Source organism: Thioclava pacifica DSM 10166, from assembly GCF_000714535.1.
Taxonomy (GTDB): domain Bacteria; phylum Pseudomonadota; class Alphaproteobacteria; order Rhodobacterales; family Rhodobacteraceae; genus Thioclava; species Thioclava pacifica.
Window position 1 is genome coordinate 483978 of the sequence record NZ_AUND01000001.1, and the last position, 24000, is coordinate 507977.

23 protein-coding genes are annotated in these 24000 nt (G+C 65.1%); 8 read left to right on the top strand and 15 right to left on the bottom strand.

The features are described from left to right. The first annotated feature begins 105 nt into the window (after positions 1-105). From TP2_RS02170 to TP2_RS02190, 5 genes are all read left to right on the top strand, one after another. Entirely contained in the window at positions 106-588 is a 483-nt protein-coding gene (locus TP2_RS02170) for a TrgA family protein (protein ID WP_038072828.1), read from the top strand. Positions 589-669: 81 nt separating this feature from the next. Then, complete coding sequence (locus TP2_RS02175; RefSeq protein WP_038073363.1) at positions 670-1794, top strand: NUDIX domain-containing protein; 1125 nt, start codon at positions 670-672, stop codon at positions 1792-1794. A 70-nt stretch (positions 1795-1864) separates the two neighbouring features. After that, on the top strand, positions 1865-2896 hold the full coding sequence (locus tag TP2_RS02180; RefSeq protein ID WP_038072829.1) for a cysteine synthase A: 1032 nt from the start codon (positions 1865-1867) through the stop codon (positions 2894-2896). After that, entirely contained in the window at positions 2893-5388 is a 2496-nt protein-coding gene (locus tag TP2_RS02185) for a DUF3772 domain-containing protein (RefSeq protein WP_051692117.1), read from the top strand. Before TP2_RS02180 ends, TP2_RS02185 begins: the two co-directional genes overlap by 4 nt. After that, positions 5372-6118, top strand: a complete 747-nt coding sequence (locus tag TP2_RS02190) for an alanyl-tRNA editing protein (RefSeq protein WP_240473686.1) — start codon at positions 5372-5374, stop codon at positions 6116-6118. Before TP2_RS02185 ends, TP2_RS02190 begins: the two co-directional genes overlap by 17 nt. Positions 6119-6310: 192 nt before the next feature. Here TP2_RS02190 and tyrS read toward each other — a convergent pair whose 3' ends face one another. Further along, entirely contained in the window at positions 6311-7558 is a 1248-nt protein-coding gene (gene tyrS, locus TP2_RS02195) for a tyrosine--tRNA ligase (protein ID WP_038072830.1), read from the bottom strand. Between the two features lie 59 nt (positions 7559-7617). Between tyrS and TP2_RS02200 the strand changes: the two genes are divergently transcribed. Both TP2_RS02200 and TP2_RS02205 read left to right on the top strand, forming a co-directional pair. Then, complete coding sequence (locus TP2_RS02200; protein ID WP_038072839.1) at positions 7618-8727, top strand: anhydro-N-acetylmuramic acid kinase; 1110 nt, start codon at positions 7618-7620, stop codon at positions 8725-8727. A 90-nt stretch (positions 8728-8817) separates the two neighbouring features. Further along, the gene (locus tag TP2_RS02205) at positions 8818-9261 is read left to right on the top strand and encodes a DUF4405 domain-containing protein (RefSeq protein WP_051692118.1); all 444 of its coding nucleotides are present in this window, start codon (positions 8818-8820) and stop codon (positions 9259-9261) included. Position 9262: 1 nt separating this feature from the next. Here the strand turns inward: TP2_RS02205 and TP2_RS02210 are convergent, their stop codons facing one another. The 7 genes from TP2_RS02210 to TP2_RS02240 all read right to left on the bottom strand — a co-directional run bounded on the left by TP2_RS02210 (position 9263) and on the right by TP2_RS02240 (position 16271). Further along, positions 9263-9688 carry a cupin domain-containing protein gene (locus TP2_RS02210; protein ID WP_038072840.1) on the bottom strand — a complete coding sequence of 142 codons (426 nt, stop codon included), beginning with the start codon at positions 9686-9688 and terminating at the stop codon, positions 9263-9265. After that, positions 9678-10415, bottom strand: a complete 738-nt coding sequence (locus TP2_RS02215) for a haloacid dehalogenase type II (RefSeq protein ID WP_051692119.1) — start codon at positions 10413-10415, stop codon at positions 9678-9680. The genes TP2_RS02210 and TP2_RS02215 overlap by 11 nt, the downstream gene beginning before the upstream one ends. A gap of 243 nt (positions 10416-10658) precedes the next feature. Continuing rightward, positions 10659-11933 carry a phosphopyruvate hydratase gene (eno, locus tag TP2_RS02220; protein WP_038072842.1) on the bottom strand — a complete coding sequence of 425 codons (1275 nt, stop codon included), beginning with the start codon at positions 11931-11933 and terminating at the stop codon, positions 10659-10661. Between the two features lie 124 nt (positions 11934-12057). Beyond that, positions 12058-12933: a DMT family transporter gene (locus TP2_RS02225; protein ID WP_038072844.1), complete on the bottom strand. Its 876-nt coding sequence runs from the start codon at positions 12931-12933 to the stop codon at positions 12058-12060. A 63-nt stretch (positions 12934-12996) separates the two neighbouring features. Continuing rightward, positions 12997-13713 carry an endonuclease/exonuclease/phosphatase family protein gene (locus tag TP2_RS02230; protein ID WP_038072845.1) on the bottom strand — a complete coding sequence of 239 codons (717 nt, stop codon included), beginning with the start codon at positions 13711-13713 and terminating at the stop codon, positions 12997-12999. Between the two features lie 26 nt (positions 13714-13739). Beyond that, positions 13740-15170: a protein adenylyltransferase SelO gene (locus TP2_RS02235; protein WP_038072846.1), complete on the bottom strand. Its 1431-nt coding sequence runs from the start codon at positions 15168-15170 to the stop codon at positions 13740-13742. A gap of 165 nt (positions 15171-15335) precedes the next feature. Then, a complete protein-coding gene (locus tag TP2_RS02240) occupies positions 15336-16271 on the bottom strand; it encodes a nucleoside hydrolase (RefSeq protein WP_038072847.1) in 936 nt (311 codons plus the stop codon). Positions 16272-16429: 158 nt separating this feature from the next. Here TP2_RS02240 and TP2_RS02245 point away from each other — a divergent pair, with 158 nt between their 5' ends. After that, entirely contained in the window at positions 16430-17206 is a 777-nt protein-coding gene (locus tag TP2_RS02245; protein ID WP_038072848.1) for a hypothetical protein, read from the top strand. 6 nt (positions 17207-17212) lie between these two features. Here the strand turns inward: TP2_RS02245 and TP2_RS02250 are convergent, their stop codons facing one another. The 7 genes from TP2_RS02250 to TP2_RS02275 form a co-directional block, all read right to left on the bottom strand. Continuing rightward, the gene (locus TP2_RS02250; RefSeq protein WP_157617015.1) at positions 17213-18214 is read right to left on the bottom strand and encodes a Fe(3+) ABC transporter substrate-binding protein; all 1002 of its coding nucleotides are present in this window, start codon (positions 18212-18214) and stop codon (positions 17213-17215) included. A gap of 306 nt (positions 18215-18520) precedes the next feature. Beyond that, positions 18521-19219, bottom strand: a complete 699-nt coding sequence (locus TP2_RS02255) for a hypothetical protein (RefSeq protein WP_038072851.1) — start codon at positions 19217-19219, stop codon at positions 18521-18523. Next, positions 19216-20049, bottom strand: coding sequence for an ABC transporter permease (locus TP2_RS02260; RefSeq protein WP_038072852.1), 834 nt, complete (start codon positions 20047-20049; stop codon positions 19216-19218). The genes TP2_RS02255 and TP2_RS02260 overlap by 4 nt, the downstream gene beginning before the upstream one ends. Further along, entirely contained in the window at positions 20046-20507 is a 462-nt protein-coding gene (locus tag TP2_RS18825; RefSeq protein WP_240473687.1) for an ABC transporter permease, read from the bottom strand. Before TP2_RS18825 ends, TP2_RS02260 begins: the two co-directional genes overlap by 4 nt. Then, positions 20507-21475, bottom strand: a complete 969-nt coding sequence (locus tag TP2_RS17820) for a hypothetical protein (protein ID WP_051692121.1) — start codon at positions 21473-21475, stop codon at positions 20507-20509. Before TP2_RS17820 ends, TP2_RS18825 begins: the two co-directional genes overlap by 1 nt. Further along, the gene (locus TP2_RS02270) at positions 21472-22581 is read right to left on the bottom strand and encodes an ABC transporter ATP-binding protein (protein WP_038072853.1); all 1110 of its coding nucleotides are present in this window, start codon (positions 22579-22581) and stop codon (positions 21472-21474) included. The genes TP2_RS17820 and TP2_RS02270 overlap by 4 nt, the downstream gene beginning before the upstream one ends. 93 nt (positions 22582-22674) lie before the next feature. After that, on the bottom strand, positions 22675-23796 hold the full coding sequence (locus tag TP2_RS02275; protein ID WP_038072854.1) for an extracellular solute-binding protein: 1122 nt from the start codon (positions 23794-23796) through the stop codon (positions 22675-22677). Positions 23797-24000 lie beyond the last annotated feature (204 nt).

Consider the following 24000-nt stretch of genomic DNA (forward strand, 5'->3'; position numbering starts at 1 on the left):
TCGAACCCTGCCGCTGCGTCAATCGCCATAGTTTCGCCTAAATCGCCCGTTAACTGTAGACGCTACGAAACGATAACCCTCGAGTCGAGGAATGAGGAAACCAAGATGCAGCGCGTTGTCGTCCGCAATTCGCAGGTCCAGATTCCGACCATGTCGAAGCTCTTCGCTGGCATCATGCTCGCGGCTACAGGGTTCATGGCGGCCCAGAGCATCTTGCCCAGGGTTCCCGCCGGTACCGATGGGGCGGAGGAGCTCCCTCTGATCATGGCGTCCTTCGGATTGATGTTTGGCTGGCGCGTCGTGGGCGTGCGCCCAGGACGTCGCTGGGTTGATGCCTGCAATGACGGTCTGCGCGGCGCGCTCTACCTGCTCGCGGCAACCTTCGCCTTTCTCGGCACGATCCAGATGTTCAAGCTCGCGGTGCGGATGCGCTACGATGATGTCCTCTCGGCAATCACCGATGTGGCCGGGCAGGGGATCGGGATCGGGCTGGCCTCGCTGAGCGTGCAGCCGCTGCTGACCCTCGGGATCGGCGCGATGGTTGCCGGCGTGCTTTCCGAATACGGACATCGTCGCTTCGGGCGCTGAGCCCCGTCGCTTGACATCTCCGGCCGCTTCCGCAGGCTGGGCCGCGCCGCGCAATTCGCGCGGCGTTTGCTTTGGACTGTGATGATACGTCATTTCTTCTACGGAACGCTTTGCCACCCGCCACTTCTGGAAGCCGTGATCGGTCGGGTTCCCGCGCTGCGGCCCGCGCGCCTGCCCGGTTTTGGTGTGTATGAGGCCTGTCGCAATGGACAGGGCCTGGGCTTTCCGATCCTTCAGCTCGAGGAGGGCGCGGCGGTACAGGGGCTGCTCGCGGATCTTACCGCGGTCGAGGCCGAACGCATCTCCTGGTACGAGGCGGGCTATGACGCGGTGCAACGCGAGGTCACGACCGCGCAGGGGCCGTATCTGGCCAAGCTCTGGCTGCCTCAGGCCGGACGCTGGGAACTCGGAGACCCTTGGACGCTGTCGGACTGGACGCCGAAATGGGCCGCGCTCAAGACCGAAGGCGCGCGACGCTTCATCGCCGAGGCCGAGGTGATCGGACCCGAACGTGCCAATGCCCGCTATCATGCGATCCTCGTGCGCGCGGCCTCGACCCTGCGCGCCCGTGCCGAGCCGATGCCGCAGGCGCTGCGCCGTTCCGTCGCTGATGGCGATCTGAAGATCGACGCGCAAACCACTGCCTACGCGAAGTTTTTCGCCGTCGAAGATTATGATCTGCGCCACCGCCTCTTCGCGGGCGGGATGAGCGCCAAGCTCGACCGTGCGGCATTCGTCTCGGGCGATGCAACGGTGGTTCTGCCCTATGACCCGAAGCGCGACCGGGTGCTGCTGGTCGAGCAGTTTCGCACCGGCCCGTTGGCGCGCGGTGAGCCGAACCCGTGGATGATCGAGGCGATCGCGGGGCGGGTCGATCCCGGCGAGACGCCCGAGCAGGCGGCGTTGCGTGAGGCGGGCGAGGAAGCGGGGATCACGATCGAGCGCCTGATCGAGGCGCCACGCTATTACCCTTCGCCGGGTGCGAAGTCGGAATTCATCTATTCCTATATCGGGATTGCCGATCTGCCCGATGGCGCGGGGGCGCCCGGCGGCGTGGAAGCCGAGGGAGAGGATATCCGTCCGCATCTTCTCTCCTTCGATGCACTTCTTGGGCTTGTGAGTACGGGTGAGGCGGGCAATGCGCCCCTGATCCTGCTTGCGCTCTGGCTTGATCGGATGCGCGAACGGTTGCGCGCCGAGGCTTGAGGTGGGAGGCGCGTCAGCCTAAGTCTGGATCCAACGGCCCCGAAGCGGGGCGCGCGAAGGGAGAGTGGAGATGCGCATCAGTGGCGATCTGGCAGCGGCGATCGGAAACACACCGCTTATCAAGCTCAGGAAGGCGTCCGAGGCGACGGGGTGCACGATCCTCGGCAAGGCGGAATTCCTGAATCCGGGCCAGTCGGTGAAGGACCGCGCCGCGCTCTACATCATCCGCGATGCGATTCAGCGCGGCGAGCTGGCGCCGGGCGGCACTATCGTCGAGGGCACGGCGGGCAATACGGGCATAGGTCTGGCGCTGGTGGGGGCCTCGATGGGCTTTCGCTCGGTGATCGTGATCCCTGAGACCCAGAGCCAGGAAAAGAAGGACATGCTGCGGCTCGCCGGGGCCGAGCTGGTGCAGGTTCCGGCCGCGCCCTACCGCAATCCGAACAATTACGTGCGCTACTCCGAGCGGCTCGCGAAAGAGATCGCCAAGACGGACCCGAACGGGGCGATCTGGGCCAACCAGTTCGACAACACCGCGAACCGTCAGGCCCATATCGAGACCACTGGCCCCGAGATCTGGGATCAGACCGGCGGCAAGGTGGACGGGTTCATCTGTGCGGTGGGCTCGGGTGGCACTTTCGCGGGTGTCGGCATGGCGTTGCAGCCCAAGGGCGTGAAGATCGCGCTGGCCGATCCCGATGGCGCGGCGCTTCACAGCTTCTACACCACGGGCGAGCTGGCCTCGCAGGGTTCCTCGATCACCGAAGGGATCGGGCAGGGACGCATCACGGCGAACCTCGAGGGCTTCACCCCGGACATGAGCTTCAACATTCCCGATACCGAGGCGCTGCCCATCGTGTTCGATCTTCTCTCGGAAGAGGGGCTGTGCCTGGGCGGCTCGTCGGGGATCAACGTCGCCGGCGCGATCCGCATGGCGCAGGAAATGGGGCCGGGCCACACGATCGTGACGGTCCTGTGTGATTACGGCACCCGCTACCAGTCCAAGCTCTTCAATCCCGACTTCCTCAAGGGCAAGGGGCTGCCGGTGCCCGACTGGCTCGACCGCGCGCCGCGTGACGTTCCGGAGGTCTTCGCGGAATGATCCTGCGCCTGACCCGTCTGCTGCTGCTTGTCCTGACGCTGGCCCTGCCGGGGCTGGCGCTGGCGCAGACCAGCGATCCGCTCGATTACGATAGCTGGGACCGGTTGGCGACGCGTGCCGAAGAGATGGTGCAGGCGGATAGCGCGCCGCAAGCGGCTTTTGACAGTATCCGGAATTCGCTGACCGACTGGCGCACGAAGTTCCAGGAGGCGGAAAGCACGAACGCGACGCAGATCTCGACGGTGAAGGCGCAGATCGAAGCGCTCGGTCCCGCACCCAAAGAGGGCGAGACCGAGGATCAGGCGATCGCGGACCGACGCAAGGCGCTCACGGAACAGCTCGCGCAATTGCAGGCGCCCGGCATTCGTGCCACCGAAGCGGCAAGCCGCGCCGACAGTATCATCGCCAATATCGACAAGCTTCTCAGGTCGCGACAGACCGACAAGCTGATGCGGCTCACACCGTCCCCGCTCAACCCGATCAACTGGCCCGCTGGGGTCAAGGTGCTCTCGGGGCTCGGCGGGGCGCTTGCGACCGAGATGAGCGGGCAGCTCGAAAAGCCTGATCCCTACGCGACCGCGCGCGAGCGTGCCCCGGTGATCGTGGCGCTGCTGCTGGTGGCACTTCTGCTGGTTGCGCGCGGACGGCTCTGGATCATGAGACTGGCCGATCTGCTCGAGAAGCGGCTCGCCTGGCGCGCCCAGAGGGTGATCGACTTCATCGTCTCCTTCGGTCAGATCATGTTGCCGATCATCGGTGTCGCGTTGCTTGTCACGGCGTTGATCCAGACCGCGCTATTCGGCGCGCGCTGGACAGAGTTCCTGATGGCGATCGGGGTGGTGCTTTCGGCCTTTTTCGCGGCGATCTGGCTGGCAGGGCGGGTCTTTCCGCGTACGGATCGCCAATCCGCACCCTTCACGTTGCAACCCGAGCGTCGCCGGGAGGGGCGTTTCCTGACCGTGTCGCTGGCGATTCTGGCCGCTGTGCAGGGGCCGTTCGGCGATTGGGTGGTCCAGCGCGGCGAGGCGGTTCTCGATACCGGCGCCTCGACTTCGGAGGCGGTCGACTCGGTCGGCAAGCTTCTCGATGCAGGCTTCGGCGTGCTGGCCTTCCCGCTTCAAGTGCTCGCGGCAATCCTTTTGTTCCGCTTTGGCCAGCTGCTGCGCCGCCACTTGCGCAACGAGACCAGCGCGAGCGCGGAGAGCGCCTTCCGCGACCGTCTCGTCGGGCTCATGGGCAATGCGCTGATCGCGATCTCGGTGATCGCTCCGATCCTGGGGGCGATCGGCTATGTGAACGCGGCAAACGCGCTGATCTGGCCCACGATCATGACGCTGGGCCTTATCGCGCTGGTTCTGGTTCTGCATCTCTTCTTCACCGATCTTTATGTCTTCGTCACCCGGCGCGATGACGAGGGACGCGACTCGTTGATTCCAACGCTGATCGGTTTCTTGCTGAGCATCGCGTCGCTCCCGTTCGCGGCGCTGATCTGGGGGGCGCGACCGGCCGATCTGCTTGAGATGTGGACGCGGTTCCGCAACGGGATCTCGGTCGGCGGGATTACGATTTCGCCCGGTATCTTCCTGACCTTCGCGATCATCTTCGTGATCGGCCTGATGGCGACGCGGCTGGTGCAGGGCGCGCTCAAGACCTCGCTTCTGCCCAAGACGAAGATCGACAAGGGCGGGCAGAACGCGATCATCTCCGGCGTCGGTTATATCGGGATTTTCCTCGCCGCAGTGGTCGCGATCTCTTCCGCCGGGATCGATCTGAGCTCGCTCGCCATCGTCGCGGGTGCGCTCTCGGTCGGCGTGGGGTTTGGTCTTCAGACGATCGTCCAGAACTTCGTCTCGGGGATCATCTTGCTGATCGAACGCCCGATCTCGGAGGGTGACTGGATCGAGGTCGGTGGGCAGATGGGGGTCGTGAAGGCGATCTCGGTGCGCTCCACCCGGATCGAGACCTTCGATCGCACCGAGGTGATCGTCCCCAATGCGGATCTGATCGCGGGGCAGGTGACGAACTGGACGCGCGGCAATCTGACCGGACGCCTGATCCTGCCGGTGGGCGTGGCCTATGGCACCGATACCCGCAAGGTCGAGGAGATCCTGCTCGATATCGCGAAGAACCAGTCACTGGTGATGATGAACCCCGAGCCCACGGTGATCTTCAACGGCTTCGGCGCGGATAGCCTCGATTTCGAGGTGCGGGTGATCCTGTCGGATGTGAATTTCATCATGCGGGTGAAATCCGAGATGAACCACGAGATCAACCAGCGCTTCACCGAGGCCGGGATCGAGATCCCGTTTGCGCAGCGCGATGTCTGGCTGCGCAATCCCGAAGTGCTGCAAGGCGTGCAGCCGAAGCCCGCGGTCGAGGCCGACACGACGCCCCATCCGGTGACCCGCGAGGATCTGGGGACGCCCCAGCCGGGCGAAGGTATGGAAGGCATTGAACGGCAAGATGGAGGATCGGATGGTGGAGACCGCTGACATGCCCGAGGAGCAGAGCTTCCGCGTTCACCCCTATGCGCGCGATCTCGAAACGCGCGTGACCGGGCTGACCGAGGAAGGCGGGATCTATTGCGCGGATTCGATCTTCTATCCGACTGGAGGCGGCCAGCCCGGCGATAGCGGGCGGCTGCGCTGGGAGGGCGGCGAAATCGAGATTGCCACGGCCGTGAAGGCCGAGCCGGGCGCGCCGGGGGCAGTGATCCTTGTCCCCGCCGAGCCCCAGCCGCTGCCGCCCGTCGGCACGAAAGTCCGCCAGGAGATCGACTGGGAACGTCGCCACCGCCATATGCGTGTCCATACCGCTCTGCACCTGCTTTCGGTCGCGATCCCGCTCCCCGTGACGGGCGGGCAGATCGGCGCGGAAAAGGGGCGCCTCGATTTCGACATGCCCGAGAAACCCGAGGATCTTGAGGCGATCGAGCGCAAGCTCAATGACTGGGTGGCGCGCGATCTCAAGGTGACGGAACAATGGATCACCGACGAGGAGCTGGAGGCCCAGCCGGAACTGGTCAAGACGATGTCCGTGGCCCCGCCCACGGGGCAGGGCTGGGTGCGGCTGATCGCGATCGGCGAAGGGGCGGAACGGATCGACCTGCAACCCTGCGGCGGCACGCATGTCGCCTCGACCGGCGAGATCGGGGCGCTGAAGATCGGCAAGATCGAGAAGAAGGGCAAGCTCAACCGCAGGGTCCATCTGCATCTGGCCTGAGGGTCGATGCCGTGGGCAGGGCAAGGCGCTCCCCAGATCGACGGATCCGCGACAAGCCTTGGAGCGGAAGGGGGCGCTGCCCCCTCTGGCTTCGCCATTCACCCCCGAGATATTTTCATCAAGAAGAAGGGGCAAGGCGGGATGTGCGCCACCGGGGGGCGGAGGCGCACGGGTCTTTAGTGTGACACTCGCTCAGCCGAGCTCGACCAGCGCGTGGCGTTTCTTGCCTGCGCTGAGTTTGACCGGTTTCGCCAGATCGGCAGCGGCAAACATGCGGCCCGCATCGGTGCAGGTTTCGTCGTCGACCTTGAGACCGCCTTCCGCGATGAGACGCTTGCCGTCCTTGCCCGATTTCGCGAGCCCCGAGCGCACGACGAGCTGGGCGAGCGAGATCCCCTCGCCGAGTTCACCGGCATCCAGCGTCAGGGTTGGCAGGTCATCGCCCACGCCGCCCTTCTCGAAGACCTCGCGTGCGGTGGTCTCGGCAGCTTTCGCGGCCTCCCAGCCGTGGCAAAGTGCGGTGACTTCGTTGGCCAGACGCACCTTCGCCTCGTTGATCTCCGAGCCTTGCAGCGCGCCGAGGCGTTCGCATTCCTCGATGGGCAGCTCGGTATAGAGCTTGAGGAAACGACCGACATCGGCATCGGTCGTGTTGCGCCAGAACTGCCAGAACTCGTAGGAGCTGAGCATGTCTTCGTTGAGCCAGATCGCCCCGCTCGCCGATTTCCCCATCTTCTTGCCGTCCGAAGTGGTCAGCAGCGGCGAGGTCAGGCCGTAGATCTCCTGATCGAGCACGCGGCGCGTCAGGTCGATCCCGTTGACGATATTGCCCCACTGATCCGAGCCGCCCATCTGCAGCAGGCAGCCGTAACGGCGGTTCAGCTCCAGGAAGTCATAGGCCTGCAGGATCATGTAGTTGAATTCGAGGAAGCTGAGGCTCTGCTCGCGATCGAGGCGCGATTTCACGGATTCAAAAGACAGCATCCGGTTCACCGAGAAATGCCGCCCGATATCGCGCAGGAAATCGAGGTAGTTCAGCCCGTCGAGCCACTCGGCGTTATTGAGCATCAGCGCCGGCACCTCGGCCTCGTAATCGAGGTATTTCGCAAAGACCTGCTTGATGCCCGCGATATTGTCGTCGATCTGGTCGGGCGTCAGCAGCGGGCGTTCATCAGCGCGGAAGGAGGGGTCGCCCACCTTCGTCGTGCCACCGCCCATCAGCGTGATCGGCTGGTGGCCGGTCTTTTGCAGCCAGCGCAGCATCATGATCTGGATCAGCGAGCCGACATGGAGAGATTTCGCCGTCGCATCGAAGCCGATATAGCCCGGCACGGTACCTTTGACCAAAGCCTCGTCCAGCCCCTGATAATCGGTGCAGTCGGCCAAAAAGCCCCGCTCGATCATCACGCGCATGAAGTCTGATTTCGGATGGTAGGTCATCGTGCTTGTTCCTTTTCGCTGCACGTGCATATATCGGGACAGGCGGCGAGAGGGAAGCCATGTTGAAATCCGGGCCGGTCTGGGCAGCAGGTGCCATGTCGGGCACGTCTCTGGACGGTGTGGATGCAGCGCTGGTGCTGACAGATGGCACCCGGATCCTCGATTTTGGCCGCTCTGATTACCGCCCCTATACCGAAAGCGAACGCGCCGCGCTCCATGCCGCCCTTGGCCGCTGGCCCGGTGAGGCGGGTGTCGAGGAGGCGGCCGAGGTGGTCGAGACCGCCCATGCCGAGTTGCTCAGCGGGCTGGGTGAGGCGCGCCTGATCGGCTTTCACGGCCAGACGCTCGCGCATGATCCCGAGGGACGCTTGGGCCGGCGCCGCACCCATCAGGCGGGCGACGGGACGGTTCTGGCCGAGGTGCTGGGCAAGCCGGTCGTCTGGGATTTCCGTTCGATGGATGTCGAGATGGGCGGGCAGGGTGCGCCGCTTGCGCCGTTTTTCCATTTCGCCTGCGCGAAACATGCGGGGCTTGAGGCACCGGTGGTGTTTCTCAATCTCGGTGGCGTCGGCAATGTGAGCTGGGTCGATCCGCGCCAGCCGAGCGCGGAGGTGCCGGGCGCGGTTCTGGCCTTTGACACCGGACCGGCCAATGCGCCGATCAACGACCTGATCCGTCTGCGGTTGAAGGGCGAGTTCGATGCCGGAGGAGAGCTTGCGCTTCAGGGGCGGGTCGACGAGAGCGTGCTCGAGGCCTTTCTTGCCCATCCGTTCTTCCTGCGCATGCCGCCCAAATCGCTCGACCGCAATGACTTCCACGACATCCTCACACTGGTGAGCGCGCTTGATGACGCTGATGCGGCGGCCACGCTGACGGCCTGTGCCGCCGCGGCCGTCGCGCGCGGGGGCGAACATTATCCCGCCCCGCCTGCCGCGATCTATGTCACGGGCGGCGGGCGGCTCAATCAGGCGCTGATGGTGGCGCTGCAATCGCGGATCAACTGCCCGGTCCAGCCGGTCGAGGATATCGGGCTCGATGGCGACATGCTCGAGGCACAGGCCTTCGCCTATCTCGCGGTGCGGGTGGCGCGCGGGATGCCGACGTCGGGACCTTCGACGACGGGCGTTGCGGCGCTGATCGGCGGGGGCAAGATTTCGCAGCCAGACTAAGAAGCCTCACCGGGCGGCGGATTTGACCACGATCATGGCTGTGCGAAACCGATGCGCCTAGAGTGACGCAAATCGTATTGGAGCTGTGCCATGTCCCATTCCGATCACGACCCTTGCCCGACCCCCGCCGCCCGCAAGCAAGCGCCGTTCTCACCGCGCGCGGCGGCGGTGTTCCTCGTGGGGCTCAGTTTCCTCGTGATGGTGGTCTCCGGGCTGGCCGTGACCATCGCTCCCTCGGGCCGTCTCGCCCGCGAGCTTGGATGGACGCTTTTGGGTCTCGGGCGCGCGCAATGGGAGTTGTTGCACCTGTCGATGGGGCTGCTCTTCATCGGCGCCGGGGGCTGGCACATCTGGCTGCATTGGCCGGTGATCCGCAACCTGCTCTGGTCGGCGGCTGCGCAGACGCTGTGTCACCGGCGCGAGTTGGCGCTGGCCGTTGGGCTGGTCGGGGGCGTGATCGTGCTCGTCCTGTTCTGGTGGCCGCCGGTCAGCTGGCTTGACCTGATCGTGCAGGGGTTCCGGCGCGGCGGGTGATCTAGCGCGGAATGTCGAAACCCGGCGCAGCCAGTTCGAACCCTTCGAAACGAAAGCCTGGCGAGACGGTGCAGCTGACCAGTGTCCAGTCTCCATTGGATCGTGCCGATTGCCAGTGATGGGCCGGCACGATCGCTTGCGGTTGCTGGCCCGCTAACACATCGGGGCCAAGGGTCAGATCCTGCGCCGGACCGCTTTCGCGCGCGGCGAGGCTGAGCGTCAGCGGGGCGCCCGCGTGAAAATGCCAGATCTCCGCCGCGTCGACACGGTGCCAGTGGCTGCGCTCGCCCGCCTTGAGCAGGAAATAGATGCAGGTCCCCGCCGGACGCTCCCCCGGCGCGGCTTCGGCCTGCCAGGTCTGGCGGTAATGTCCGCCCTCGGGATGCGGCGTGAGCTTAAGGGCCGCGATGATCGCCTCAGCGTCCATCGGCCAGCCTCTGCGCAAGCGACAGAAAATCCGGGGCGATGACATCCCAATCCGCCTCCGGCCCGAGGTCGCTGCGCTGATCGGGCCCGTATTCGGTAAGGCGCGGAACGAAAGCGGTCTTCAGCCCCAGGGCGCGCGCGGCGGCGAGATCGCCATTATGCGCCGCGACCATCATCACCGCCTCGGGCGGCAGGCGCAGCGCCGCACAGCTTGCAAGATAGACCTCGGGTTTGGGCTTGTAATCGCGCGCGATATCGGCGCCGAGGACGCAATCCCAGGGCAGGCCCGCATGACGCGCGAGCCGGGTCATCAGCGCAATCGATCCGTTTGAGCAAGGCGCGATGATGCGCTGGCGTTTCAGTGCGCTCAGACCCGCCACCGTGTCGGGCCAGGGATCGAGCCGCTCCCAGGCATGGGAAAGAGCGTCGGGCGCGATCACCCCGAAGCGCTCCGCCACCCGGTGCAGGTTCTCGCGATGCAGATCGTCGAGCGCGACATAGCCCCGCCCGCCTTCGCGGATCCGCGCCATCGCCGGGTCATATTCGCCCCGCCACGCATCGGCAAAAGCCAGCGCGTCCACCTCTGGCAGCACGGCGGCCACCTCGCGCGCGATGGCGCTGCGCCAGTCGACGCAGGTGCCGAACACATCGAAGAGAAGTGCCTTGATCATGGCCCGAGACTGGCCCGGATTAAGCGCGGGTGCAATCGCTGCGCGTGCCGTCGTCATCACCTCTGACGGAGGGCAGGGCCGGACCGCCGGGTGGGCGCCGCTCGGCAAGGGGTCTGCGCTTTATCGCGGCCAGATCCGGGCGACCTCGATCCGCGCTCTGGCGTTGTCAAAGCGCCCGCCCGAGGGGGCGGTCGGGCGCTGCCCGGGCCGCTGACGCGGCTGATCCGGGCATGGCGAAACGAAAACCCCGCCGGGGCGGGGTGCCTCCGGCGGGGATATTTCGACCAACTCGAAGTCGGCTTACTTCAGGATCGAGCGGCCCGCATATTCGGCGGTCTCGCCGAGGCTTTCCTCGATGCGGATCAGCTGGTTGTATTTTGCCAGACGGTCCGAGCGCGCCAGCGAGCCGGTCTTGATCTGCCCGCAATTGGTTGCGACCGCGAGATCGGCGATGGTCGCGTCCTCGGTCTCGCCCGAGCGGTGGCTCATCACGTTGGTATAGCGCGCACGATGCGCCATATCGACGGCCTGCAGGGTCTCGGTCAGGGTGCCGATCTGGTTGACCTTGACCAGCATCGAGTTCGCGACGCCCTGCTTGATGCCATCGGCCAGACGCGCGGGGTTGGTCACGAAGAGGTCGTCACCCACGAGCTGCACCTTGCCGCCCAGGCGCTCGGTCAGCAGCTTCCAGCCATCCCAGTCATCCTCGGCCATGCCGTCTTCGATCGAGATGATCGGGTATTGGCCGACGAGCTTCTCGAGATAGTCGACGTTTTCTTCCGAGCTCAGCGACAGGCCTTCGCCCTTCATTTCGTATTTGCCGCCCTTGTAGTATTCGGTCGAGGCGCAATCCATCGCGAGGTAGATGTCCTCGCCCGGCTTGTAGCCCGCTTTCTCGATGGATTTCAGAATGATGTCGAGCGCGGCGGTGGTCGAGCTCAGCTCCGGCGCGAAGCCGCCCTCATCGCCCAGACCGGTGTTCAGGCCCGCCGCCGAGAGCTCTTTCTTCAGCGTGTGAAACACTTCCGAACCCATGCGCACCGCGTCGCGGATATTGCCCGCCGAGACCGGCATGATCATGAATTCCTGGATGTCGATCGGGTTGTCGGCATGCTCGCCGCCATTGATGATGTTCATCATCGGCACCGGCAGGATGCGGGCCGAGGTGCCGCCGACATAGCGATAAAGCGGCAGGGCCGAGAAATCGGCCGCGGCCTTGGCGCAGGCCAGCGACACGCCGAGAATGGCGTTTGCGCCGAGGCGCGACTTGTTCTCGGTGCCGTCGAGTTCGATCATCGCACGGTCGATCTCGACCTGCTCGGTCGCGTCCTCGCCAACGAGAGCTTCGGCGATCTCGCCATTGACCGCCATCACGGCTTCCAGAACGCCCTTGCCCATGTAGCGCGACTTGTCGCCGTCGCGGCGCTCCACCGCCTCATGCGCGCCGGTCGAGGCGCCCGAGGGCACCGCGGCGCGGCCCATCGTGCCGTCTTCGAGGATCACGTCGACCTCGACGGTCGGGTTGCCGCGGCTGTCCAGGATCTCGCGGGCGTGGATGTCGATGATGGTGCTCATGGGGGCTCTCCTCGGGCTCCAGTAAATGCTTGGCGCTTGCATACACCCGTGCTGCATCCGCGAAAAGGCCGGAGAGGCGTTTTCTGGTCAGATTGTTATCGCTAACGGCGGTCGGATTGTGATGTTAGCGACGCAACCTGGCCTGTCGCCATAGCGTGTAGAGCCCTGAAGCGACGATCACCGCCCCGCCGATCAGCGTCCAGCGGTCCGGCGGTTCGGAAAACACCGCCCAGCTGATCACCATCGCGAAGATCAGGCGTGTGTAGCGAAACGGCGTGATCACCGAGACCTCGCCGATCCGCATCGCGGCGATCAGCGCATAATAGCCCAGGGGACCCACGATCAGCGCACCTGCGATCATCCCCCATTCGGCGACGCTCGGCATCAGCACCGGTTCCGGCGTGAACAGTTCGATGACGATCCCGGCTGGGACCAGAACGCCAAAGCCATAGGTCGCAAGCTGCATCGAGGTGATCGCGCGTGGCACCCGCCGGGTCGCCAGATCACGCACGGCTAGGCCCACGACAGCCACCACCGCGAGAAGCGACAGGATGGTGAACCCTTCCGTGCCGGGACGGATCACGATCAACACGCCCGCAAAGCCGATCAGGATCGCCGACCAGCGCCGCCAGCCGACCTTCTCGTCCAGAAACAATGCCGCCCCCAGCGTCACGGCCAGCGGCGTGGCCTGCAAGATGGCGGAGGCCTGTGCGAGCGGGGTGAAGATCACCGCCGAGACGAAGCAGATCGTGCCGAGGATCTCGCCCGCATTGCGCATGAGCACCGAGCCCGCGAGCAGATCGCGCGAGATCAGGCGGTCGCCGCGCCAGAGCGCGATTGCCCCGAAGATCAGCGCGCCGCCCGCGCCCAGAAGCGCCAGAACCTCGCCCACCGGCAGCCGCGCGCCCATCGCCTTGATGAACATGTCCTCAAGCGCGAAGCCCGCCATGGCGGCGACCATCAGCAAGGAGCCGTGAAAGTTTTCGCGCAGATTGTCCATGATCGCCCTCTGACCGAATGGTCAAACCCCTCTAGCCGCGCCCGCGGAGCAGGGCAAGCACGCTCAGTCGAATTGCGGGCGATGCCGGATCCCGCCGATATCGGCCCAGATCGGCAGGTGGTCTGATGCGATGCGCGTGACCGGCGTATCGAGCACGCCCTTGCGCACCACCCGCAGCCCGGGGCTCGTGACGATCCGGTCGAGCTTGCCAAGCGGCGCGCGCGAGGGGTAGGTCGCGCCGGGCTCATGGATATGAAACCCGGTCAGCGCTTCGAAGCCATGCTTGGCGCGCCACTCGTTGAAATCGCCGATCGCGAGGGCGGGATCGGGGCGTGCCTCCTGCATCGCGCGGGCGATGCGCGACCACTGCGCGCGCCGGTCCATCCGACGTAACCCCAGATGGGCCGCGACCAGCAGGAAACGCGCGCCGCTATCGGGCACGATATTGACCGCCAACGCCCCGCGCGGCTCAAGGCCGGGCAGGGTGATCGGCTCCACATCGAGCACTTTCGAGCCCCGCCGCACCAGCACGACCTGCCCGTGCCACCCGAGGCTGTCCGGCCCGGTGCGCGGCATCTCATGGCGAATGAAATCGGTCTCCGCTTCGATCAGCTTCTGCGGCAGGGCAGCTGGCCGCGCCCCCATCCGCTTGTCGACCTCCTGCAAGGCAATCACATCGGCCTGCAGCGCGTTGATCACGGCAATGATGCGCTCGGGGTCATGGCGCCGGTCGGTGCCAACGCATTTGTGCAGATTGTAGGAAGCGACCCGGACCGTCATTCTTTCAATGCCTTATCTCGCGAGGTTCATGTGCCGCAGAAGGTGCGCTGGACCCGTTCCGCCGGGCTTGGCGCGGCCTCGTACTCGGCATAACGCGCATCCTCCGCGTAGGGTTCAGCCAAGGCCGCGAGAAGCCGATGCAAGGGCGCGTCGTCGCCCTCCATCGCCGCCGCGATCATCTCCTCGACCCGGTGATTGCGCGGAATGCGCAACGGGTTTTCGGTGGCCATCACGCCAGCCGGATCGGCCTCGCGCGCGATCCGCGCCTCCCAGCCTTCGCGCCACAGATCGAAGGCCATCGGTTCGGTGAACTCTGTGCGGGCCGCTTTAGGGTCGCGGCGCAACGCACTGAAGACGCGTGTGAAATCGGCCTTCTCGGTCGCCATGCGGCCCAGTAAGTCCTCGATCAGCGACAGATCCTCTTCGCCGGCCTCAGTGATCCCGATCTTGCGCCCCATCCGGCGCAGCCATTCCCGCTGATAGACCCCGATGAAACTGTCGACCGCGGCACTTGCCTCCTCGACGGCGGCCTCGCGTTCGCCCATCAGGGGCAACAGGCAGGTGGCGAATTGCGCAAGGTTCCAGACCGCGATCTGAGGTTGGCGCGCATAGGCGTAGCGCCCGAACTGGTCGATCGAGGAGAAGACACGACCCGGATGATAATGATCCATGAAGGCGCAGGGGCCATAGTCGATCGTCTCGCCCGAGAGCGCCATATTGTCAGTATTCATCACCCCGTGGATGAAACCCAGGGCCATCCAATGCGCGACCAATTCGGCCTGCCGCGCCGCAACCGCCCGCAGCACCTCCAGCGGCGTTTCGCATTCCGGATAATGGCGCTCGATCAAGGTGTTGAGAAGTGTTCTTAAGCCTTCCAGATCATCGCGCGCGGCGAAATACTGAAACGTTCCGACGCGGATATGGCTTGCCGCCACCCGCACGAGGATCGCGCCGGGTCGCCCCATCGCGTCGCGCACCACCGTCTCACCGGTGCGCAAAGCGGCCAAAGCCCGCGTCGTGGGCACGCCAAGCGCCGCCATCGCCTCGCTGAGCACATATTCGCGCAAGACCGGCCCGATCCAGGCCCGCCCGTCCGAGCGTCCGCGCGAAAAAACCGTCCGCCCCGCGCCCTTCAATTGCAAGTCGAAGCGCGCGCCATCAGTCGCCACGACCTCGCCCAGCATCACCGCGCGCCCATCGCCCAGCCGAGGCACGAACCCGCCGAATTGATGACCCGCATAGGCCTGCGCGATCGGCTCGGCGCCCTCGGGCAGCGCATTGCCCGCCAGCATGGCGATGCCTTCAGGGCTCTCCAGCCAATCCGCATCGAGCCCCAGCCGCGCCGCCAGGTCGCGGTTCAGCACCACCAACTCCGGCGCCTTCACCGGCACCGGTTCCTGACGCTCGAAGAACCGCTCGGGCAGGCGGGCATAGCTGTTATCGAAGGAAATGGTCATTGGCGCTCCTTGGCTCATATCTAAGCCACCTTGCGCGCAATCCAATCCCCTTCTTCTTGATCCAAATATCTCGGGGGGCTGGCCGCAGGCCGGCGGGGGCGGCGCCCCCTCTTTCCCTGTTAAGTGTCGCCGTCCGGCGACGGGGGCAGCGCCCCCTCCCACGTCTCAAAGCCGTGCGAGCCGTTCGGTCAGAAGTGCATAGAACCCGGCCGCATCCACATCGCCCATGAACATCGCATTGGGCGCCCGGTCCGTCACGCGCCACCAATCGGCGACTGTCATCCCCATGGTCAGCTCGGAACTGGTTTCGATCTCGACATTGATATGGCGTCCCGAGAACAGGTCCGGTTTGAGCAGATATGCGATCACACAAGGGTCGTGCAGCGGGGCGCCCTCCGAGCCGTATTTCGCCATGTCGAAACGCTCGAAAAAGTCGGTCCAGCTCGCGACGGCATGGCCGACCGGCGTGCCGAGATTGCGAAACGCTTCGACGCGGGCGCGGGTCGTCAGCGCCTTATGCGTCACATCAAGCGGCATCACCACCAACGGCACGCCGGATCCGAATACGATCTCGGCGGCTTGAGGGTCGACATGGATGTTGAATTCGGCGGCGGGCGTGGTGTTGCCGACCTCGAAATAAGCCCCGCCCATCAGCACGATCTCGGAAATGCGCGCCGCGATTTCGGGGGCGCGCTGCAAGGCGGTCGCGATATTGGTCAGCGGACCGAGCGGGCAGAGCGTGACCGTTCCCGCAGACTCCGAGCGCAGCGTCTCGATCAGGAAGTCGACCGCGTGGCGTTCTTGCAGCGCCATGCTCGGCTCGGGCAGGGCGATCCCGTCGAGCCCGGTCTTGCCATGCACATATTCCGCGGTGACCAGCTTGCGCGCGAGGGGGCGGTCGCAGCCCGCAAAGACCGGCACTTCGGTCCGGCCCGCCAGCTCGCAGACCACGCGCGCGTTCTTCGAGGTCAGCGCCAGCGGCACATTGCCTGCGACGCAGGTGATGCCGAGCACGTCGAGCTCGGGGCTCGCCAGCGCCAGCAGGATCGCCACGGCGTCATCCTGACCGGGATCGGTGTCGATGATGATCTTGCGTGTCATGGCCGTCTCCTTGCTGCGGGCTCGCGCAGACTGGCGCGGGCAGCTGGCGAAGTCCAGCCGCCCCAGGACGCCGCGAAGCTTTCCCCAACCCGGCGCGATTTCGCCACAATCCGTGACTAACTCAAAGGTCAACGAGAGTAACAAGGGCGGAGTGTTTCATGATCCGGCAGCACCATCTCTTCATCGCGGCCCCGGCATCGGGCGGGCTTGGCGCGCAAATGGCGCGCAGCCTCGCGCATGGCCAGAAGGCACTTGCGGCGGCGGGCTATGGTGCGGCGGTGCTCGGGCCGCATCCGCGCGGCCAGATCCATCTTGATTCGCGCCTGATCGGCGACAGCGCCTCGGGGCTGTTCCATTTCTTCGCCCGCACCCGCGAGCGTGCGGCGCGGTTTGCCGAGCTGCTCGATGCACCGATCGGGCGGGTGGTCCTGCATCTGCCCTGCTATGACGCCTATTATCCGATGCTTTGGCGCGATCTGGCCGAAAAACGCGCGCTCAAACCCTTTGACGGGGCCGTGCCGCGTCTGATGGCGCGTGCGCGCGGCTGGGTTGATGTGGTGAGCGATCTCAAGGCGGCGCTCAATCCGCGCGAGATCATCGTGCTGCCAGCGCCGGTACTGATCGAGGAAGCGCTGACCGCGCTGGTTCCGGGGGCAGACATTGCCTCCCAGCCGGTTCAGCCGGAGCGTCAGTCAGACAGTGTCATCGCGATGATGCAGCGCCTGCATCATTCGGGCATCCAGATCGGCCCCAAGCAGATGCAGCGGCTTGCGAAGTTCCACGACCGGCAGCCCCAAGGCGCGCCGATCGCGGAGTTCGATGCGCTGGCGGGGGCGCATCTGCGCCGCCGTTTCCAGCGTGATCTGGTGCAGCTCGCGGCGATCGAGGGTGTCCGTATCGGGGCCGAACCCGTTCTCGCCGTGGCGGCGCAGTAAGCCTGTTCAGCCGTCGAAATCGACCTCGTCGATCAGCTTGAGCGCCTCGGGGCGCAACTCGGCCAGCGTGTCGAGCGTGAGTGTGTCAGGCGTGAACTCGCCCCAGCTCTGCACCAGTTCGGACCGTGCCACGCCGGGCTTGATCGGAAATTCGTGGTTGGTCTGGGCGTAGATCTGCTGGGCCTCGTCCGAGACGAGAAATTCCATCAGCTTCAGCGCGTCTTCGCGGTTCGGCGCCGCCTTGGTCATCGCGACGCCCGAGACGTTCATATGCGTGCCGCCATCCTCGAAGACCGGGAAGATGATGCGGACCGAATTGGCCCATTCGGTCTGCTCGGGATCGGCAAGCATCTGGCCCATGTAATAGGTGTTGCCCAGCGAGATATCGCATTCGCCCGCCCAGATGGATTTCACCTGAGAGCGGTCATTGCCCTCGGGTTTCTTGGCAAGGTTCGCCTTGAGACCTTCGAGCCAGGTCTTCGTGGCCTCCGCCCCGTGATGGGCGAGATGGGCCGAGGTCAGCGCGACGTTGTAATCCGAGGTAAAGGAGCGGGTGCAGATGCGGCCCTTCCATTTCTCGGTGGCGAGGTCTTCGTAGGTCGTCACTTCGCCATCGGCCACGCGATCTTTCGAGGCATAGACGATGCGCGCCCGCGAGGTCAGGCCGAACCAATGATTGTCGGCATCGCGAAACGGGGCAGGGATCGCTTCGGTCAGGGTCGGGTCATCCACGGCCTGCGTGACGCCGGCATTCACCACCTCTTCGAGCCGCGCGATATCGACGGTCATCACCAGGTCGGCGGGCGAGCGGTCGCCCTCGGCCTTGAGCCGTTCGACCATGCCTTTCTCGACATAGGCGGTATTGACGTTGATCCCGGTTTTCGCGGTGAAGGCGTCGAGCACCGGCTGGATCAGTTCGGGCTGTCGGTGGGAGTAGATATTCACGTCAGCCAGCGCGGGCGCTGCGATCGCGGTCGTGATGAGAGCGAGGGCAAGGGTCCGTTTCATTTGCGTCTCCATTCGCGTGTTTCCGAGGCGAGAGGTAGAGGCGGATCACGGAGGCGTCAATAGTTGAGTGAAGTTGTCGGAAATATTTTTGGGGAGGCGCGTAGGCAGTCTACGCTTTGTCCAAGGCCCGCCCGATGCGCGGCGAAGCCGCAGGGCGAGCGCCGGCCCGTTCCGGCGGGCTGGCGCTTTGGTCTCCGGCGCGCGACGGTCTGAACGAAGAGGGGTTTGGGCGGGATAAAGAGCACCCGTGCGCAGGTCAGACGCGCCATCCCACGGGCCAGCGCGCGCCCTGCTTGCCGTTTCGCGCTACTTCCGGAATTGCTTGCGATAGACGCCCGGCTCGGATTGCAGCGCTTCCTGAATGGCGCGGCTTTCGGCAATTTCCGCCTCGGTCATCTCGGCGATTTTCAGTGCGGGCCGTTCGCGCGGCACCGGGATCACCTGCGCGACGGGCGTGCCCTTGGGCAGAACGCCCTCAAACCCCGGATCGGTCCAGAGCGCGGGGAAATGCACATAGCCGAGCCCGAAATGATCCGCGCTCACCAGACCAGATAGGGTCAGGAAGGGCAGGTCGGCGCGGTTCATCGGATGGGTGATCAGAAGCTGCCAGCCCTCCGGGGCCTCCAGCGTCCAGTAATTGGTGAACTTGATCGCGAGCGTCCCGGGCGCCAGCGGCAGCGGCGTACCCGTGGCCTGTTCGGGCAGATGGGCCCCCAGCGGCGCGCGGGTCAGGGGTGCGTCGGTGATCGTGGGGAAGTCCCAGTCCCAGTGAAACGCGCCTTCTTTCACCTCGATATCGCAGGGCAGCGGGATCATCACCCCGAGCCCGAGCGCGTCGATCAGCGGCGGGCATTGCTTGAGCGTGCGCAGACGCTCGCCGCCGAGGCTCTCGGCCAGCACTTCGGTGGGCATCGCGCGCAACCAGTCGGGCAGGGCCTTCTCCGCGGGCACAGGCTCGGGGATCAGGCCTTTCAGGGCCGGGTGGCAGCGCGCGATCAGACTCACTTGCGCTTCTCCTCGCGCCGTTTCATCAGCGCATGCGCCAGCGCGGCCGCGACGGTGATCAGGATGATCGCGGTGCCGACCGCGTTGATGACCGGCGGGTGGCCGTTGGGGTTACGCGCCATCGCACCGATCTCGGTGGCGAAGGTGCACGAGCCCCCCTTGGCGAACATCGTGGTGTTGTAGTTCTCCATCGAGGCGAGGAAGGCCACCACGGCGGCCGAGAACAGCGCAGGCGCAAGGAAGGGCAGGGTGATGCGCAGGAAGGAGCGCAGCGGCGAGGCGCCGAGGTCACGCGCGGCTTCCTCCAGCTCGATCGGCTGGCGTTGCAGCCGCGCCATCAGCACCAGCATCGGATAGCCCGCGATGAAGGTCACCTGCGCCATGACGATGGTGAAAAGACCCGCGCCGACGCCCAGCCGCGCCCAGAACACCAGCGCCGAGAGACCCAGCACCACGCCCGGCGCGAGGATCGGCGACAGAAGCACCCACCACAGGATGCCATTGGCCTTCGACGACCAGCGCGTGAGCATGATCGCCCCCGCAAGCCCCAGCAGCAGCGACAGCGGCACCACGGCGGCGGCCACCACCAGCGAATTGCCGAAACAGCCGATGAAGCGGCCCCGGTCGAGCGTGCGCAGCACCGGGTCGGCGGCGATCTGGCTCTGGTCCATCCAGAAGAAACTATACCATTTCGTCGTGAACCCGTGCCAATCGGTGACCGAGGGCGGCGAGATGTTGTTGAAGCTCGCCACGATCATCAGCAGCAGCGGCGCGAACATGAAGGCGAGGAACGCCCAGGTATAGAGGCTGAGAATACGATCCGATTTCATTGCGCCCTCGCGAAATCCTTGAGCCGCGTGCGCATCGCCCACATGAAGAGCGCGACCAGCACGAAACAGACCAGCGTGTAGGTCAGCGAATAGGCGGCGCCGACATTCGAGGCCTGGCTCTCGAAGAACTTGTTGTAGATGGTCTGCGCGAACCACTCCGCCTGCAAGCCCCGCGAGATGATGCGCGGCACCGAGAAGGCGCCGGCCGCCAGCATGAAGGTCGAAATGCAGCCCACCGCGATACCCGGCTTGGCATGCGGGATCACCACCCGCCAGTGCAGCCTTGCGGTCGAGGCGCCAAGATCACGCGCCGCCTCGATCTGGTTGCGATCGAGCGTCGACATCACGTTGAGCATCGGGAAGACCATGAACAGGACGTAAGTATAGGCGATCACGACGAAAACCGTGCCCGGCATCCGGTTGAACGGGATCGGGCTGTCGGTGATCCCGATGCCCATCAGCATCTGCCCATCAGCATCGAGTTTATCAGCCCGTGATTGTCGATGATCGTGGTCCAGGCGTAGATACGCATCAGCTCGACGATGGCATAGGGGATGATGAGGCCGAGCATCAGCCAGATCTGTTGCCGCTCGGGGGTCGCGAGTGCCGCCTTGAAGGCGATCGGGTAGCAGATCACCAGCGCCAGCATCGTCACGAGGATCGCGAAGAACAGGGTGCGGGTGAGGTTCGTGAGGCCGAGGCGTTCATAGACGTCGCCGTTCTTCTCGAAGCGCAGCCCCATCAGACCGTAGAGCTTGTTCTCCCAGGACGCCGCCTCGCTCGCTTTCGCGCTGTCCGACAGCGGAATGCGCGTCGCCGCGACCATCGTCTTGAAATTGTCGCTCGAAAAGCGCGAGCGGGTCGATTCGTCGATCCGCAGTTTCGCGGCCAGTTCCTGACCCAGATCGCGGATCTGCTCGGCCTGTTTCATTTGCTCAGGGAGCGGGGCCTTGTCGTCGACCTTCATCGTCGGCAAGCCATAGGCCGTGTCGATATAGGCGGCGGGCTGGCCCGCGTCGCGCTTGAGCTGCTTATGCGTGTCGGCGCGGTCGCATTGCAGGATATAGGGGCGCGGCGCGCCGTTCGAGGCACCTCCCATCGAGGGCACGGCCATGCCGCCCATCGAAGGCACGGCCATCCCGCCCGAATTCCCGCCGGGATTCATCGAGGGGATCGCCAGACCGCCATTATCCGCAGGCTGCGTGGCCGCGTCCTTCTCGTAGGTTTTCAGCACGGTCAGACAGGTCGAGGCATCGTTCGAGAGCGTCTGCGCCACCGAACTGTCGAGCGAGCGTTTCGGCGCGATCAAAGCGCGCTCCATGATCGTGGCCTGCGGCAGCAGGATCAGCATCAGCCCCCAGAACAGCACGGCGGCGACGAAGACCGACGTCAGGAGCTTGCCGTAAGTGCGGAGAAGCTGGCTCATTGCGCGGCCATCTCCTCGCGTCCGGTGCGCGCGAGCGGCCCTTCGGGCAGGGCGATCGCGGCCTCGGGGGAAAAGCCCAGCTCGGTCAGGCTGGCCGGGTCGCGGCGCTGCCCGTCATTGGGAAGCTGTGCGGCCATCGGCGTGCCGTCGCTGGCCTTCATGTGCAGCGTGACGAAGGCACCTTCGAGGTCGCGCCGGTCGAAGCTGACCGCGAGCCGGTTATCATTGGGCAGCGGGTCGAGCCGCATCGCCTCGGGGCGCACGAAGAGATAGGTCGCATCGCCCACCTTCAGCCCGCGCGGGTTGCGCGCGGTGAAGGTGCCAAGCGCGCTTTCGACCAGCGCCATGTCGGGGATCACGGATTTGATCGTGCCGGGGATCATGTTCACCTCGCCCACGAAAGAGGCCGCAAAGGCGGTGAGCGGGTCGGAATAGACCTCGTCGCAGCTGCCGACCTGTTCGATCTTGCCCTTGTTCATCACCGCGATCCGGTCCGACATGGCGAGCGCCTCGGACTGGTCATGGGTGATGTAGAGGAAGGTCACGCCGGTCTTCTTCTGGATCGCGCGCAGTTCCGCACGCATGTGCTGGCGCAGTTTCAGATCGAGCGCGGAGAGCGGCTCGTCAAGGAGCAGCACGGCAGGCTCCACGGCGAGCGCGCGCGCGATCGCCACGCGCTGACGCTGGCCGCCCGAGAGCTCGGTCGGTTTCTTCTCGGCCTGATCGCCAAGCGCCACGAGTTCGAGCAATTCCTGCGCCCGGGCGCGGCGCTCGCGCTTCGACACGCCCCGCGCCTCCAGCCCGAACGCCACGTTGTCGCGCACGCTCATCAGCGGGAACAGCGCGAGGTTCTGGAAGATCAGGGCGGTCGGGCGCTGGTCGGGGGCACGGCCCGCCATATCCTCGCCGCCAATCAGAACGCGACCCTCGGAGGGCTCCACGAAGCCCGAGATCGTGCGCAGGATCGTCGTCTTGCCGCAGCCCGAGGGGCCGAGGATGGAGAAGAACTCGCCCGCGCGGATCTCCAGATCGGTCGGTTCGACCGCGCGAAAGCCATTGGGGTAGGTGATGCCGACAGCCTCGAGGCGGATGTCCTTGCCATGCATGCGAGACGCTCCTGAAAGTCATAGCAGAAGCGGCGCGCCGGAGCGCACCGCGAAGGGGCAGGGCGCGTGGCCCCGCCCGCGAACCTGAGCGGATCAGGCGTTGGTGATGATCTCGGTATACTTGTTGCGCACCGAGGCGAAGTAGGGCGTATCGGCCTGCCACCACCACATGTTGCCAAGCACTTCCGGGGTGTAGACCTCGTTGAACTGCTTCTTGAACTCCTCGTTGGCGTGGTCGGCCGCGCCCTGAACAGCAGAGTTGTAGCCGGTGTTGTTGGCCACCATGCCGCCGACTTCGGGCTGGAGCATGAAGTTCATGAAAGCGATCGCCTGCTCTTTGTTCTCCGATTCGCGCATCATGCCGAAGCTGTCGAGCCAGGTGATGATGCCCTCTTTCGGTGCGCGATAGACGTAATCGCCGTTCTCGCGGTTCAGCAGCAGGCCGGTGGTGTCCCAGGTCTGGCCGACAACGCAGCCCGCATCCTTGAACGCGCCGGTCGCTTCGGTGCCGTTGTTCCAGAACGCGCCGAAGTTTTCCTTGTGCTTGAGGATCCATTCGGTGACGGCCGACCAGACACGGTTGGCGTCTTCTTCCGACTTGTAGACATCGAGCATGCGGTTCGAGGGCACCTCGCCGGTGGCGTCGAGATAGAGGCCCGTGCCCATCAGCACCGACTTCTGACGGAACGCGGCAGCGCCCTTCGCTTCGGGCAGCCAGAGCGAGCCATAGGAGATATCGGCATCCGCGATGTTGAGCTTCGAGCGGTTGAGGGTCACGCCCTCGGTGCCCCAGTCGAAAGGCAGCACGACCTGGTTGCCATCCTGAACGCCGCCCAGCGTGGCCGAGTCGCGCAGGAAGGACGGGATGATCGCACCGGAGTTCACTTCGGCCGGGATCGGCGCGAAATAGGTCTTGCCGTCGGGGTCCTGATAGTTGCCGGCATTGGTGATCGACGGGAACACCACGTCGAAGCCTTTGCCGCCATTGGCCTTGATCGTCGATTCGGCTTCATCGTTCGAGCCGAAGGTGGTCAGCTCCAGTTTGATGCCGGTGTCCTTCTCGAACTTCTCGGCGATATTGGGCTGAATGTAATCCTGCCAGGCGAAAACCTTCACGGTGCCCGACGAGGCAAGCGCATCTGACGCGCGCAGAATCATCGGCGCAGCCAGCGCGGCGGAGCCGAGTTTGAGTGCATTACGACGCGAAATGGACATGGTGTCTCCCTGAGTTGAGGGGCCTTTTTAAGGCCGGCCCCTGCGCTGTTAATGCGCGAATGTTACAGATTTTTGACCGAACGGGTAAATGAAATTTTCGTTTCATGTTCGCGTTTGCGCGTTCGCGCCCAAGCCTGCGCGATTGGCCTGTCTCACGCCGCCCAAAAAACGCGCATCTGCGCGGATCGGTGGCGTTCCTGACCG